This is a genomic window from Mesorhizobium sp. B264B1B (assembly GCF_020165765.1).
Classification (GTDB): Bacteria; Pseudomonadota; Alphaproteobacteria; order Rhizobiales; family Rhizobiaceae; genus Mesorhizobium.
On sequence record NZ_JAIUIS010000002.1, the window covers coordinates 524,802 to 538,953 of the forward strand.

Below are 14,152 nucleotides of genomic sequence, written 5' to 3' on the forward strand. Positions count from 1 at the left end.
GCTCCGGTTTCTCATGACGGACGATAGGCGGCGAGCCGATGTTGTGAAAGTGAATTGTTGATCACCGGCATGGCACGACCTGCTCCCCTGGGCAGAGAGGGTCGCATTCCATCTTCGCCTGCAAATGAAGCTTAACTCAGGCGGCCTCGACAAGCCGGATCAGCGTCTCGCCATAGTGGCGCTCGTCGACAACTGAAAATCCCGGTCCCGGCTCGAAAGGCGCCGCCGCTGCCTCCTCGACCACGCACAGCGCGCCGGGACGCAGCCAGCCGCCTTGCTTGGCCGACTTCAGCGCACGCTCGCCAAGACCCTTGCCGTAGGGTGGATCGGCGAAAACGAGGTCGAACGGCGCCAGCGTGCCGGCCTCGCCCAGAGCCGTTGCGTCGCGCCGAAATATCTTGGTGCGGCCGGTCAGGCCGAAGGCCTCGACATTGTCGCGGATCAGGCCGCGGCCTTCGGCCGACTCCTCGATGAAGACGCCATAGGACGCGCCGCGCGACAGCGCCTCGAGCCCGAGAGCGCCCGTGCCTGCGAACAGGTCGAGCACGCGCGCGCGCTGCAACCGATCGGCAAAGCGATGCGCCAGCACATTGAAAACAGCCTCGCGGGTGCGGTCTGTGGTGGGGCGGATGGCGCTGCCGCGGGGCGTCGCCAGCGGGCGCCCGCGAAACTCGCCGCCGACGATCCTCATTTCGCCCTTGGACCCTTGAAACCGCCGCGCGGCCGCTCGCCGCCGCCACCCGGACGTTCGCCACGCGGCTTGCCGAACGGCTTTGGGCCGCCCGGCTTGCCGCCGGGCTTGCTGTAGGCCGGCTTGAAAGACGCCTTGCGGGCCTTGGCCTCAGCGGCTTTGGCAGCGTCCGCTTCCGCCCTGCCCTTGCCGATCGGGCGCGCGCCCGGCGCCATCCAGACATTGGCCTTGCGCTGGCCGGGCGGCTCGATCGGCCGCTGCTCGCGCTCGGATTTCTTGCCGCCTGGCTTGCCGCCAAAACCACCGCGCGGCTTGTCGCCGAAGCCACCGCGTTCGGGTCTCGGGCCGCGGTCGCCAAAGCTTTTTTCCGGCCTCGCGCCTCTGTCGGGGCTGGTCGACAGTTTGCCCAGCGCCTCGTCACGGCTGCCTTCGCGGCGCTTGCGGTTCTTGATCAGGCCACCCTCGCCGATCGGCCGGTGGTCACCCTCGCGCGAAAATCTCGGCCGCTCGGCCTCCTCGCGGCGCGGCTCGACCCGCCGCACCGGCAAGTTGGAAAACGGTTTTGTTATCTCGGCATCGAAATTGGCACCGGATTCCTCTATCAGGCGTTCGCCGAGCTGATCGCGCAACACCTTGCCCTTGATCTCCAGCACATGGCCTTCGGGGAGCTCGTCGAGCTGGAACGGGCCGTAGGAGATGCGGATCAGCCGCGTCACGTCGAGGCCGAGCGCGCCGAGAATGTTCTTGACCTCGCGGTTTTTGCCCTCGCGCAAGCCGATCGTCAGCCAGGCGTTCGAGCCTTGCTCGCGATCGAGGCTCGCCTCGATGGCGCCATAGAAGACGCCGTCCACGGCAATGCCTTCGCGCAAACCCGCAAGCGCACTTTCCTCGACCTTGCCATGGACGCGCACCCGGTAACGGCGCAGCCAGCCGGTGGCCGGCAGTTCGAGCACGCGAGACAGGCCGCCATCATTGGTCAGCAACAGCAGGCCTTCGGTGTTGATGTCGAGCCGGCCGATGGTCATCAGCCGGGGCAATTCAGCCGGCAGCACGTCGAAGACGGTCTTGCGGCCCTCGGGGTCGCGGTTGGTGGTCACGACACCGGCAGGCTTGTGGAACAGGAACAGCCGAGTGCGCTCGATCGGCGGGATCTCCATGCCGTCGAGATGGATGATGTCGCCCGGCATCACATTGAAGGCCGGCGAAGACAAAACCCGGCCGTTGACCTTGACGCGGCCGGCCGCGATCAACTCCTCGGCGTCGCGGCGCGAGGCAAGCCCGGCGCGAGCCAGCCGCTTGGCGATCCGCTCGCCGGCTTCCTCGGGCGCCTCCGCAGGACGCGGACGGGACTTGAAACCGCCTTGCGGCCGGTCGGCAGCGAAATCGCGCTTCGGACGGTCAGAGAAGTCGGGCTTGGGCCGATCGGCAAAATCACGCTTAGGACGATCGAAGCGTCTTTCACCCGCCGCACCTTCAGCCGCCATTGGCCGCCCGCCGCGCGGTGTATAGGGCTTGCGCGGGCCTTCGTGGTTTTCATAAGACTTGCCTTGCGGACGCGGACCCTTGTTGAAGGGCCGCTCCGAGCGCCCGCCTTCGCCGCCTTCGCGCGGCTTGTACTCACGCTTCTGGGGCCGTTCGCCATCGGCGGCCATTGGACGGTCGCCACGCGGCGCGTAGGGCTTGCGCGGGCCTTCGCGGTTTTCATAAGGCTTGCCTTGCGGACGCGGACCCTTGTTGAAGGGCCGCTCCGGGCGCCCGCCTTCGCCGCCTTCGCGCGGCTTGTACTCACGCTTCTGGGGCCGTTCGCCATCGGTGGCCATCGGCCGCTCGCCGCGCGTCGCGTAGGGTTTGCGCGGCCCTTCGTGCTTTTCGAAGGGCTTGCCGCCGTCGCCACGCTTGGCAAACGGTTTCTTGGCGCCGAAGGCTGGCTTGCCGCCTTTGCCGGCATCGCGCCCACGCGCGCCCGCCGGTTTCGGACCGCTTTTGCCCGGACCCTTCTGGCGCGGAGATTTCTTGTCGTTGTCGTCCATGTGGCCTTTGTCCGTTTGCCCTGCTACAGCGTGGCGCATCCTTTTGGGCGCGCAACGAACGCTGTAGCATTTTTGATTTGGCGCATGATCATTTCCGAAAACCGTACCCGATTTTCGAGGTTATGCGCTCAATAACAGGATCACCGTCGAGTGGCGAGGAGATAATCGGAATGGAAACCCGCGTGAAGCGGCCCGATTTCATGGCGCTGGCGCTGGAGGAGGCGCAAGCGGCAGCCTCGCGCGGCGAAGTGCCGGTCGGCGCCGTCATCGCCAGCGCCGGCACGGTCGTGGCCAGTGCCGGCAACCGCACCCGGGAGCTTGCCGATCCGACGGCCCATGCCGAGATGCTGGCCATCCGCGAAGCCTGCCGAAGGCTGTCGAGCGAGCGGCTCACCGGACACGATCTCTATGTGACGCTGGAGCCTTGCGCCATGTGCGCCGGCGCCATCTCCTTCGCCAGGTTGCGCCGGCTCTACTTTGGCGCCGCGGACCAAAAGGGCGGCGCGGTGGTCAACGGCGTGCGCTTCTTCGCTTCGCCGACCTGCCATCACACGCCTGACATTTATGCGGGCATCGCGGAGGCCGAATCGGCCCTGCTGCTGAAGGATTTCTTTCGGGAACGCCGCGACTGAACGGGGTGCGATACCCGTCAGCAAAGCAAATGCGCCCCGCTTTTTACAGGGACGGCAGCCAGTCGAACCAGCCGCCCTTCTTGCCTTCCGCCTCTCTCTTCAGGCGGCGTTCCTTTTTGTACTCGTCTTCGCCGAGTTCGTTTTGCGGCGCCGTGCCGGATGCGACGCGATAGGCAAGGGGCGGCTCGCTCAGATATTTGCGGGTATTCGGATCGCCCTGCTTGCTTTCGGCAAGGCGGCGCTGGATATCGGCGGCGCGGCCCTTGTCGGAATCGGCAGGCGTCCAACGCGGCGGGTGACTCGATCCGGATTCCTCCATCGCCTTCTTCACCGAGGCGGGATCCGTCTGCACGTCGTCGACGATCTGCGACTGGTAGGACGGATCATCCTGGTGTGCGGTGGCGTCGGCGCGCAGGCGGGCACGGCGCTGCTCGGGCGATTCTGGCCATTCGGCGCTTGCGGTCTCGATGCTATCCTGTGGCGCCGGCAGCGCTTCCTTCTGACCAGGCGCCGGCTTCACCAGGGTCGGACGCGGCTTGTAATCGATGTGTTCCTTGCGCTTCGGCGCGAACGAAAAAGCGCCCGTGAGATCGCCGGCCAATTGTTCGCCGGCGGTCTTGTCGGTGCCGTAGGTCGGAGAACCGACACATCCGGACAGAGCGAGCCCCGATGCGACAAGCGGCGCCAACAGCGCGAGGCGCGCATTAAATCTCTCGGTCATGCCAAAAAGTCCCACTCTAGACAGCCTCTCGATCGCCGCCGGCCCCAAGGTCCGGTCCCCATCGTCCAAGCACTTGCGCCGAAAATCCGGCGACAATTTGTCTTCCGGAGTTTCGCGTGTTTACCTCAACCACTCGTTAAGGGCAACGCGCGGACGGATTTGCACCGACCGGCGTGGCATTTGTGCACCGATATGCCTGGCCTTCAAAGCCGGCCGAGCGCCCTAAGCTCATGCAGCACGGCGGCGTCGCGCGCCGAGACATCGGGAAAGGCAGGATCCTGCCCGACATCGGCGGTGTAACGCCACGACCGCGCGCATTTGACCAGGCCGCGGTCCTCGGCTTTTTCGATCACCACGGCGATGCCCTTCACGTCTTCGAGCGTGAAGGCGCCTTGTTGCGCCTCGCCATGGGCGATGACGAGATCGCTGGTGATCGCCATTTCGGCCATGTCGACATCCGATATCGCGGCTTCGAGCGCCGCATCGTCGATGGTAACGACGGGAACCGCTTCCAGCGACGAGCCGATCACCTTCTGGGCACGCGCGATTTCCAGCGCACCGGTGACGACGCGGCGCACCTGCCGCACCTTACGCCATTTCTCCGCCAGCGCCTCGTTCTTCCAGTTTTCCGGGATCGCCGGGAACTGATCGAGATGCACCGAGACGGCATCGGGATGGCGGTCGAGCCAGGCCTCTTCCATGGTGAAGGGCAGCATCGGCGCCAGCCATCTTACCAGGCAGTCGAAAAGGTGGCGCACCACCTGCACCGAGGCCTTGCGCTTCGCGCTCGACGGCGCATCGCAGTAGAGCGCGTCCTTGCGAATATCGAAATAGAAGGCCGACAACTCGACCACCATGAAATCGAGGAGCGCACGGGTGATGCGCTTGAACTCGAAGGCATCGTAGCCCTGGCGCACCACCTCATCGAGTTCGGCGAGGCGATGCAGCATCAGCCGTTCCAGCTGCGGCATCCCTTCCAGCGGCACCTCCTCGCCATCGTCGTGGGCGAGCGTGCCCAGCATCCAGCGGATGGTGTTGCGCAGCTTGCGGTAGGCGTCGATGTTGGTCTGCAGCACGTTCTTGCCGAGGCGCTGGTCTTCCCAATAGTCGGTCGTCACCACCCAGAGCCGCAGGATATCAGCGCCGGATTGATTGATCACGTCCTGCGGGACGACGGTGTTGCCGAGTGACTTCGACATCTTGCGGCCGTCCTCGTCCATGGTGAAGCCATGCGTGACGACGGTGTCGTAAGGCGCCCTGCCCCTGGTGCCGCAGCTTTCGAGCAACGAGGAGTGAAACCAGCCGCGATGCTGGTCGGAGCCTTCGAGATAGACATCGGCCGGCCATTTGAGGTCCGGACGATCCTCCAGCGTGAAAACGTGGGTCGAGCCTGAATCGAACCAGACGTCGAGGATGTCCGTCACCTGCTTCCATCTGGAGGCATCGTGATTGCCGAGGAAACGGTCCTTGGCACCGGCGGCGAACCAGGCATCGGCGCCTTCTTTCTCGAAAGCGTCCATGATGCGCTGGTTGACCGCCTCGTCCTGGAGCACATTGCCGTCGGCGTCGGCGAAGACCGCGATCGGCACGCCCCAGGCGCGCTGGCGCGACAGCACCCAGTCGGGCCGTTCCTCGATCATGGCGCGAATGCGGTTCTGCCCCGCCCCCGGCACGAAACGGGTGTCGTCGATCGCCTTCAGCGCACGGCTGCGCAGCGTCGTGCCGTCGCCGAGGTCCTTGTCCATGTAAACGAACCATTGCGGCGTGTTGCGGAAGATGACCGGTTTCTTCGACCGCCAGGAATGCGGATAGGAGTGTTTCAGCCGACCGCGCGCGAACAACGCGTTGCGCTTGATCAGCTCATCGATGACCGCTTGGTTGGCATTGCCCTTCTTGCCGTTGTCGTCAAGGACGCGCGCCGCGCCACCCTCACGATCCGGACCGAAGCCCGGCGCGTCCTTGGTGAAAAAGCCGGCATCGTCGACGGTGAACGGGATCGCGGTGTCGACGCCGCGCGCGCGCAGGTCCGGGGCCGCCTCCATCCAGGCGTCGAAATCCTCGCGACCATGGCCCGGCGCCGTGTGAACGAACCCGGTGCCCGCATCATCGGTGACATGGTCGCCGGCAAGCATGGGCACCGGAAACTCGTAACCGCCGCCAAGACCCTTGAAGGGATGCGAAAGCGTAAGACTTCCAAGCTCTTGCACCGACACGCTGCGAAGACGATTCAAGGTGACTTTGGCCTTGACCGAAGCCTCTTCGGCCAGCGTATCGGCAAAGATCAGCTTTTCGCCCGGCTGCGGGCCGAAGGCGTTCTCGGCTGCCGTGACCTCGTAGAGACCGTAGTCGATGCGCGGCGAATAGTTGACAGCACGGTTGCCGGGGATCGTCCAGGGCGTCGTCGTCCAGATGACGACATGGGCCTGCAGCAGATCGAGAGCGCCCTCGGTCAGTGCGGCCTCTCCGTCAGCCACGGGGCGCACCAGACTGGCGACCGGGAACTTCGCCCAGATCGTATCCGACTCGTAGTCCTGGTATTCGATCTCGGCCTCGGCGAGCGCGGTGCGCTCGACGACACTCCACATCACCGGCTTGGAGCCGCGATAGAGCTGGCCCGACATGGCGAATTTCAACAGTTCGCCGGCGATACGCGCCTCGGCGTGGAAGGCCATGGTCGTATACGGATTCTTGAAGTCGCCGATGACGCCAAGGCGCCGGAATTCCGCCCCTTGAACGCCGATCCAGTGAGCGGCGAAATCCCGGCATTCCTTGCGGAATTCGTTAACCGGCACCTCATCCTTGTTCTTGCCCTTGGCGCGGTACTGCTCCTCGATCTTCCATTCGATCGGCAGGCCGTGGCAGTCCCAGCCGGGCACGTAATTGGCGTCGCGGCCGCGCATCTGGAAGGAGCGGTTGATGACGTCCTTGAGGATCTTGTTCAGCGCATGGCCGATGTGGATGTTGCCGTTGGCATAAGGCGGACCGTCATGCAGCACGTATTTCGGGCGACCGGCGGAGGCCTCGCGCAGCTTGCGGTAGAGATCCATCTCCTGCCAGCGCTTGACCAGCACCGGCTCCTTCTCGGGCAAACCGGCACGCATCGGGAAATCCGTCTGCGGCAGGTAAAGCGTCTTGGAATAGTCGATCGTTTCAGCTGTATCGGTCATTGGTCTGCCATTGTGGATTGCCCGGCGGCAAGGGAGCTCGGGCCTGAACTATCATGATCTGGAAAAAGCGCGAGGGGTCGCGCGCAAGATTCCCGGCGGCTCCGACAGCTCTCAGGCCGTCCGGAACACCGGGCTGGTAATTCGTATCGTAATCGCGACGGAACGCGAGACCACTGTCATGGCCGCGCTTTTAAACGAGGTGGGCCAGCTTGGAAAGCCCGAACTCCAAGGCACTCGCCTTGCCGCTTGTGCCAATTGCGCATATACGTTGGGGCAAATGGCACCGGAGGCGCGTCATGTCCAATCCGCATCGCAAGGTTCACGTGCCGGCTGCCAGACGGGCCGCCCGTAAGGAGAAGGTCGAGCGTGCGCAGGATGGCTTGGTCCGGGATGCCGCAACGGGGCAATTCCTGGTCAGCTTCACCAAGGTGGAAGAACTCCGCCACCGTGGGTTCAGCAATGACGAAATCTACAAGATCGTAGGATCTCGGCGCACTTTGGCGCGCAGGAAAGAACGCAATGAGAAACTGAGTATTGCCGAGTCCGATCGCGTCATGCGCATCGAGCGCATTTCCACAATGGCGGATCGTGTTTTCGGAGACCACGAAAAAGCGCAACGTTGGTTGCGCAAACGCAGCCGGGTGCTCAACGAAGCGCCTATCACGCTCCTGCAGTCGGAAACCGGTGCTTCCCTGGTGGAAGAGGAACTGCATCGCATCGATTATGGCATTTTCGCCTGACGATGCGTCTATGGCGTATCTCCAACTTCGCCGACGTGTCCGGCCGGGGCGGCATGCTCAGCTCCGGCCGTTGGAGCATCAAGGGCACCGCCATTGTGTACTGCGCGGATCATCCCGCCACGGCGCTTCTTGAAATTCTCGTTCATGTCGACGTGGAAGATTTGCCGCCCACGTTCCAGCTCCTGGAAATCGAAGTGCCTGACGGCGTCTCCATTGCCGTCCCCGATTTGCCCGAGGGCTGGAAAGACAATCCGGCCAAGACACGCGAGATTGGCAGCGATTTTGTCAGTGCCGCCAGCCATCCAGTCATGGAAGTTCCTTGCGTGATCGTTCCCTTCGCCAGAAACTATATTCTCAATCCCGCCTTGCTGGAACGCGAAGGCATCGCCATCGTCGGCACCACAAGTCATCAGATCGATACGCGATTGCTGGAATAAGGCCGATACCGGCTACATCTTGAAATCGAAGCGATAGGTCGTCGATACGCCGATCATGAACTGGTTGCGGTCGCCGCGCTCCTTGACCAGGCTGGAATCGGCGGCCGGGCCTTCGAGGCGTGAATATTCCCCGAACAGGCTGGCGGTCATCGGGTCGGTCACCTTCCACGTCACCGCACCGCCAAGACCGACCGATTTCAGGCCGCCGCCGGGATTATACTGGTTCAACCCCGAGGCCACGGCTTCCTGCGCGTCGACGCCGTAATAGGCGTCGAAATATTTGGCGGAGGCGAACGAGACGCGCGGCCCGCCAGAGATCCTGACGGTTGGCGTCACATCGTAGAAGGCGTCGACGGCGATGTCGGCGACGAAGCCGTTATGGGCGCGGATGCCGTGCCGCAGCTCGGCACGCGCACGTATCCAGTCCGTCGGATAGAATTCGAAGAAGCCGCCCACCTCGCCGCCCCAGCGGACCGGATCGAGGCCCTTCAACTCGTCGGCATCGCCATCGTCGCGCGAGAACAGGAACTTGCCGGTCAGGCCGGCGCGAACGCCGCCGTCATCGACCAGCGCCAGCGAAATGTTGTCGTTGCGCGAGGTGAAGCGGGCCGCCGGGCCAGCCTTGCCCAAGGAGATGATCGGCGAGGCGCTGAGCAGGTACTTCTTGCCGCCCTCGAAATTGGGCGCCACCATGCCGGTGGCGCCGACCGTCAGATACCAATCGCCGGACAGCCAGCCGAAGGCGCCCTCGCCGGCATCGGCCGCACCCGAGGTAGCCAGCATGACGGTAGCCAAGGCTGCAGAAATTTTCCCGACCGGACTCATGGCTACCCCATTAACACGATACGATTGTCTTTCGGTCACAGCTTTGAAGAGGCTTTGGTAAAATTTGATTTAAGGTCGAGACGTCCGGCTCGCATTGCTTGCACCATCCGGCCGCCGTCGGCTGGACGCGGGTCGGCACCAAGGGTAACTTCATCCCCTGCTGGCGGTCCTCGATGGAGATGGCGACATGACCTTGCACGGCGATGCACTGAAGAACGCGATCGGACAGACGCGAGGAAAGTGGGGGTGGTTTGTTGGTCTGGGCGTGTTGCTGCTGATCCTCGGCGGCATTGCCTTCGGCAACCTCTTCATCGCCACGGTGGCTTCCGTCTATGTCGTGGGGTGGCTGATGCTGGTGGCCGGCATCATCGAGATCATGCATGCCTTCGGGGTCAAGACGTGGGGCCGCTTCTTCTACTGGCTGCTCAGCGGATTGCTCTACGCGGTCGCGGGCTTTTTCGCCTTCGACAACCCGCTGCTGGCCTCGGCGGTGCTGACCTTCTTGCTGGCCGTCGCGCTTGTCGCTTCCGGCGTGCTGCGCGCCTGGGTCGGCTACAGCCACCGGCCTGAGCGCGGCTGGGGCTGGATCGTCGCGGCCGGCGCCATCAGCGTGATCGCCGGGTTGATCATAGCCATGGGCTGGCCGGTCAACAGCGTATGGGTGCTCGGCCTGTTCCTGGCAATCGACCTGATCTTCCAGGGTTGGACCTTCATCGCCGTCGGTCTGGCGCTGAAAAAGTAACGTCTGATTCGAGCATGATCTAACCCGAAAACCGGGCGCCACTTTTCGGGACCATGCTCATTTTGTTAAAGCATGATCTTGCCCGAAAACCGGACTCCACTTTTCGGGATCATGCTTCAAAAAGCCATGGCCGCGTCGAGTTGCGAAAGCGGCTTGACGCCGGCCAGCAGTGCTCTCGCCTCGGCCTCGTCGCGCTTCATCTGCGCGACCAGCGCATCAAGCCCGTCGAACTTGACCTCGCTGCGCAGGTACCCGAAGAACGACACCTGGCAGATCTCGCTATAGAGGTCACCGGAAAAATCGAAGACGAAGGTTTCCAGAAGCGGCGCGCCATCATCGTCGACGGTCGGACGGCGGCCAAAGCTGGCAACGCCATCATGCAGCCTTCCGTCGGCGCGGCGAAAGCGAACGGCATAGATGCCTTCCCTGAGGGTGGCCTCGGCGGGAAGCCTCATGTTGGCGGTCGGAAAGCCGAGCGTTCGCCCCAGTTTCTGGCCGCCCACGACTTCGCTCTCCACCGTGAAGCGATAGCCGAGCAGGCCGGCGGCCTCGGCCACCGCGCCTTCGCAAAGCAAGGCGCGGATGCGGCTCGATGAAACCACCTCGGCGCTTTCGTCCCGAAATGCATCGACCAGCGTGACGCCGAAGCCATGGCGCTCGCCAGCCGCCATCAGATAGGCCGGCCCGCCCTGGCGGTCCTTGCCGAAATGGAAATCGAAGCCGGTCACGGCATGGGTGATGCCAAGCGTTCTCTCAAGCACGTCGGTCACGAAGGCTTCCGCCGATAGCGAGGCGAAGTCGCGCGTGAAAGGCTGTTCGACGAGCGCGGCAAAGCCCAGCAGCGACAGGAGCCGCGCCTTCATCGGCGGCGGCGTCAGCACGAACAGCGGTATCTCGGGCCTGAATATCTTTCGCGGGTGCGGTTCGAAAGTCATCACCAGCGCCGGCACGCCACGCCGCCGCGCCTCCGCCAATGCCCGTTCGAGCACCGCCTGATGACCGCGATGGACACCGTCGAAATTGCCGATCGCGACAACGCCGCCGCGCAAATCGGCGGGCAGCGGCGCGGTTGCCGAAAGGTGCTGGAAAGCGTCCATCGCCATCTACCGCAGCCTGGGAATGACGGCTACTGGATGATAGCCGTGCCTGTCAAGAAACGCGGCGAGCCTTGCCGGATCCGGCTGCGATGCATCGCCATAGTCGCGGGCATGAATGCCGCCCGAGACATAGAGAACGTCGAAACCGTTGTCGGCGGCGCCCTTGATATCGGTCAGCATGCCGTCGCCGATGGCCAGCACCTGGCGGCGCTCGACCGGCCGGCCAAGGATCTCCGCCACCTCCTTCATCGCCACATCATAGACGGGCGCATAAGGCTTTCCGGCTATCAGCGTGCGGCCGCCGAGCTGCGCGTAGTCGCGTGCCAGGGCGCCGGCGCACCAGATGATACGTTCGCCGCGCTCGACCATGATATCCGGATTGGCGCAGATGAAAGGCAGGTTCCTGGCGCGCAGCCGCCGCAGCAGCCCCGCATAATCTTCGGGCTTCTCCACTTCGTCATCGAACAGGCCGGTGCAGACGACGCCGGATGCCTCGAACTCCTCGACGAGATCGACGTCGAGCCCGTCATAGAGGGTCAAGTCTCGCTCGGCGCCGACATGGAAGATCTTTCGCGGGCCTTCCACGATCAGGTCGCGGGTCACGTCGCCCGAGGTGACCACGCGGTCGTAGGCCGATGGGGGAACGCCGATGACGTTCATCTGGGCCACGACGTCGGCGCTGCGGCGCGGCGAATTGGTGATCAGGACGACGGGAACGCCGGTCGTACGTGCTGCCGCCAGCGCCGACGCAGCCGCGGGAAAATGCCTTTCGCCATTGTGCACCACGCCCCAGACATCGCAGAGAATGGCCGAATAGTTCTTCGACACGTCTTCGAGCGAACCGATGATGTCAGGCGAGGCCGCCATGCCGTATCCTTCAGTCATGATCGTTGCGGTGCCGCAGCCGACGGTTCGCCGCAGCCGGTTGGAATTATCCGAACCGGCCCAGCCTGTCACCAGCTTTCGCCCGCCTGTACCGGCATCCACCACCGTTCACTGGTTGGTTAACGAGCTTTGAAAATGCAGCCTGACCTTGGATATATTCCAGAAACCTGAAATTTAACGATTTATGACACCGTCCCCACTGACTATCGATTTGGCGGGGCAGCTGTGACAATGATCCGAAGATTCGGACGCGACCGGCGTGGCAATTATGCGCTGATGACCGTGCTCGCCATGGTGCCGCTGATGGGCGCCGTGGCGATCGCCGTCGACTATACGGAAATGGTGGGCCAAAGGCAAAACGCCTTGAACGCCTTGGACGCGGCCGGCTTCGCCACGGCCCAGCAGATCGTTGCCGGCGCCAGCGACGCCGACGCGGTGGCCTATGCCAAGAATTTCTTCGAAGCCAATCTCGCGCATATCGATCCGGCCAACACCACGCTGGCCGTGACGCTGCCCAACAACAACACAGGCGGCGGGACGCTGAAGCTCTGCGCGACCTTGGTCTACAAGCCCTATTTCGAGCCGACGGCTAAACTACTGCTGGGCGGCAGCGCCGGCAGCACCGATATCGGCTTCAGCACCTGCTCCGAAGTGCGCCTGAAGAACACGTTGGAAGTGTCGCTGGTGCTTGATAATTCCGGTTCGATGAAGGAGCTCGGCAAAGGCTCGAACAAGGTGCGGTTCGACCTTCTCAAGAGCGCCGCCAAGCAGTTGGTCGACCAGTTGGCCGGCCAGGCCCAGCAGATGAGACAGGTCACCAAGCCGGTCCAGTTCAGCCTCGTTCCCTTTGCCGCCTCGGTGAATGTCGGTGCGGGCAACGCTTCGGCGGCGTGGATGGACACGACCGGCATATCGCCTATCCATCATGAGAATTTCGACTGGACGACCATGAGTTCGTCCACCAAATACGCGCAGAAGATTGCCGGCATCTGGTACGCGAAAGGCACCGGCTGGGACGCGAGCCAGAAAGACCAGCCGCTGACCCGGTTCTCGATCTACAAACAGATGAAACGCATTTCAGCGTGCAGTCTCAAGAATGGGGACGGTACTTGTGCATCGAACGCGACCTTCACCTATGCGCCGGTCGCGAGTTGGGGTGGCTGCGTCGAGTCGCGCCCATATCCATACAATATCCAGGACACAGCTGCATCGACAACACTGCCTGCAACGCTTTTCGTGCCGATGTTCGCGCCCGACGAAACCGACCGCGTCGATAGCTCTTCAAGGCCAGCCAATAACAATTGGGATGTCGACGCCCCAGTGAGTTCAGGCGCGTCCGACGCCGCACGCCAGCGCTACATGCCAAAATATTTCGACTGGGTGAACAAGGTCACGCCGGCCTACGGCATGGACGCCGGGCCGAATACAAGCTGCAGCACGACGGCAATCACGCCACTAACCGATGTTTCCACGACAGCCGGCGCAACTTTGATCAAAAACGCCATCGATGCCATGGCCGACGACGGCGCCACCAACGTGCCGGAAGGCATGGCCTGGGGCTGGCGGACCCTTTCCAGCACGGCACCCTTCACCGAGGGCCGGCCCGAAACGGAAAGAGGCAACGACAAGGTACTGATCGTGCTGACCGACGGCGCCAACACCTACTATACGCCGACCTCGGTGACGGCGCAGACCTACTCTGGAACCAATTGGAGTTCTGGCGGTAACGACCTGGCTGGCAGCAAGGCGATCTATTCGGCTCTCGGTTACGTCGTCCCCTACAGCAACGGCTACAGCTATGGCCGCATGTTCTTGGGGACCAGCGCCAATGTCGCGAAGGACGATTATTCCAACGCCAACTACACCAAAGCGATGAACGAGCATTTCACCGCCCTGTGTAACAACGCCAAGGCCGCCGGGGTCATGGTCATGACCATCGCGCTTGATCTGGACGCCACCAAGACAGCGGAGAAAACGCAGATGGATGCGCTGAAGGCCTGTTCTTCGGATTCCCGCTTCAGCAAGGACAAGACCGATCCGAGCAAGCCGATGAAGCTGTTCTGGAATTCGACGGGCGCAACGCTGTCCGACGATTTCAAGGCGATCGGCAACGAGCTGTCCAACCTGCGCATCGTCAGCTGATCCGACGAATTCCACGTCGACGCCCTGCATCCGGCGGGGTGTC

12 protein-coding genes are annotated in these 14,152 nt (G+C 63.3%); 5 read left to right on the plus strand and 7 right to left on the minus strand.

What is annotated here, in order from left to right:
* Positions 1 to 136: 136 nt before the first annotated feature.
* Together rsmD and LB547_RS06390 are read right to left on the minus strand one after the other, a co-directional pair.
* Positions 137 to 691 carry a 16S rRNA (guanine(966)-N(2))-methyltransferase RsmD gene (rsmD, locus tag LB547_RS06385; protein ID WP_140583794.1) on the minus strand — a complete coding sequence of 185 codons (555 nt, stop codon included), beginning with the start codon at positions 689 to 691 and terminating at the stop codon, positions 137 to 139.
* Positions 688 to 2,721, minus strand: a complete 2,034-nt coding sequence (locus tag LB547_RS06390; protein ID WP_140761699.1) for a pseudouridine synthase — start codon at positions 2,719 to 2,721, stop codon at positions 688 to 690. The genes rsmD and LB547_RS06390 overlap by 4 nt, the downstream gene beginning before the upstream one ends.
* A 182-nt stretch (positions 2,722 to 2,903) precedes the next feature.
* On the opposite strand from LB547_RS06390, the gene LB547_RS06395 reads away from it, so the two are divergent.
* On the plus strand, positions 2,904 to 3,353 hold the full coding sequence (locus LB547_RS06395) for a nucleoside deaminase (protein WP_140761742.1): 450 nt from the start codon (positions 2,904 to 2,906) through the stop codon (positions 3,351 to 3,353).
* Between the two features lie 43 nt (positions 3,354 to 3,396).
* Here LB547_RS06395 and LB547_RS06400 read toward each other — a convergent pair whose 3' ends face one another.
* The gene (locus tag LB547_RS06400) at positions 3,397 to 4,074 is read right to left on the minus strand and encodes a hypothetical protein (RefSeq protein ID WP_140494227.1); all 678 of its coding nucleotides are present in this window, start codon (positions 4,072 to 4,074) and stop codon (positions 3,397 to 3,399) included.
* A 203-nt stretch (positions 4,075 to 4,277) separates the two neighbouring features.
* On the minus strand, positions 4,278 to 7,241 hold the full coding sequence (gene ileS / locus LB547_RS06405) for an isoleucine--tRNA ligase (protein ID WP_140761702.1): 2,964 nt from the start codon (positions 7,239 to 7,241) through the stop codon (positions 4,278 to 4,280).
* 296 nt (positions 7,242 to 7,537) lie between these two features.
* Between ileS and LB547_RS06410 the strand changes: the two genes are divergently transcribed.
* Positions 7,538 to 7,981: an antitoxin Xre/MbcA/ParS toxin-binding domain-containing protein gene (locus LB547_RS06410; RefSeq protein ID WP_140494231.1), complete on the plus strand. Its 444-nt coding sequence runs from the start codon at positions 7,538 to 7,540 to the stop codon at positions 7,979 to 7,981.
* 2 nt (positions 7,982 to 7,983) lie between these two features.
* The gene (locus LB547_RS06415) at positions 7,984 to 8,418 is read left to right on the plus strand and encodes an RES family NAD+ phosphorylase (protein WP_140761705.1); all 435 of its coding nucleotides are present in this window, start codon (positions 7,984 to 7,986) and stop codon (positions 8,416 to 8,418) included.
* A gap of 12 nt (positions 8,419 to 8,430) precedes the next feature.
* On the opposite strand, the gene LB547_RS06420 is transcribed toward LB547_RS06415, so the two are convergent.
* Entirely contained in the window at positions 8,431 to 9,201 is a 771-nt protein-coding gene (locus LB547_RS06420) for a MipA/OmpV family protein (RefSeq protein ID WP_224655790.1), read from the minus strand.
* 229 nt (positions 9,202 to 9,430) lie between these two features.
* Between LB547_RS06420 and LB547_RS06425 the strand changes: the two genes are divergently transcribed.
* Positions 9,431 to 9,985 (plus strand): HdeD family acid-resistance protein, encoded by a 555-nt coding sequence (locus LB547_RS06425; protein ID WP_140521651.1) that lies wholly within the window; start codon positions 9,431 to 9,433, stop codon positions 9,983 to 9,985.
* A gap of 116 nt (positions 9,986 to 10,101) precedes the next feature.
* Here the strand turns inward: LB547_RS06425 and LB547_RS06430 are convergent, their stop codons facing one another.
* Positions 10,102 to 11,082 (minus strand): bifunctional riboflavin kinase/FAD synthetase, encoded by a 981-nt coding sequence (locus LB547_RS06430; RefSeq protein ID WP_140761746.1) that lies wholly within the window; start codon positions 11,080 to 11,082, stop codon positions 10,102 to 10,104.
* 6 nt (positions 11,083 to 11,088) lie between these two features.
* Positions 11,089 to 11,949, minus strand: coding sequence for a TIGR01459 family HAD-type hydrolase (locus LB547_RS06435; protein WP_140515804.1), 861 nt, complete (start codon positions 11,947 to 11,949; stop codon positions 11,089 to 11,091).
* A gap of 249 nt (positions 11,950 to 12,198) precedes the next feature.
* Here LB547_RS06435 and LB547_RS06440 point away from each other — a divergent pair, with 249 nt between their 5' ends.
* Positions 12,199 to 14,109 (plus strand): pilus assembly protein, encoded by a 1,911-nt coding sequence (locus LB547_RS06440; protein WP_140761712.1) that lies wholly within the window; start codon positions 12,199 to 12,201, stop codon positions 14,107 to 14,109.
* Positions 14,110 to 14,152 lie beyond the last annotated feature (43 nt).

Excerpts from the sequence above, each read along its gene's own strand:
- LB547_RS06435 (WP_140515804.1), bottom strand. The coding sequence starts at position 11,949 with ATGGCGGCCTCGCCTGACATCATCGGTTCGCTCGAAGACGTGTCGAAG.
- LB547_RS06390 (WP_140761699.1), bottom strand. The coding sequence starts at position 2,721 with ATGGACGACAACGACAAGAAATCTCCGCGCCAGAAGGGTCCGGGCAAA.
- LB547_RS06415 (WP_140761705.1), top strand. The coding sequence starts at position 7,984 with ATGCGTCTATGGCGTATCTCCAACTTCGCCGACGTGTCCGGCCGGGGC.
- LB547_RS06420 (WP_224655790.1), bottom strand. The coding sequence starts at position 9,201 with ATGCTGGCTACCTCGGGTGCGGCCGATGCCGGCGAGGGCGCCTTCGGC.
- LB547_RS06410 (WP_140494231.1), top strand. The coding sequence starts at position 7,538 with ATGTCCAATCCGCATCGCAAGGTTCACGTGCCGGCTGCCAGACGGGCC.
- LB547_RS06400 (WP_140494227.1), bottom strand. The coding sequence starts at position 4,074 with ATGACCGAGAGATTTAATGCGCGCCTCGCGCTGTTGGCGCCGCTTGTC.
- ileS (WP_140761702.1), bottom strand. The coding sequence starts at position 7,241 with ATGACCGATACAGCTGAAACGATCGACTATTCCAAGACGCTTTACCTG.
- LB547_RS06425 (WP_140521651.1), top strand. The coding sequence starts at position 9,431 with ATGACCTTGCACGGCGATGCACTGAAGAACGCGATCGGACAGACGCGA.
- LB547_RS06430 (WP_140761746.1), bottom strand. The coding sequence starts at position 11,082 with ATGGACGCTTTCCAGCACCTTTCGGCAACCGCGCCGCTGCCCGCCGAT.
- rsmD (WP_140583794.1), bottom strand. The coding sequence starts at position 691 with ATGAGGATCGTCGGCGGCGAGTTTCGCGGGCGCCCGCTGGCGACGCCC.
- LB547_RS06440 (WP_140761712.1), top strand. The coding sequence starts at position 12,199 with ATGATCCGAAGATTCGGACGCGACCGGCGTGGCAATTATGCGCTGATG.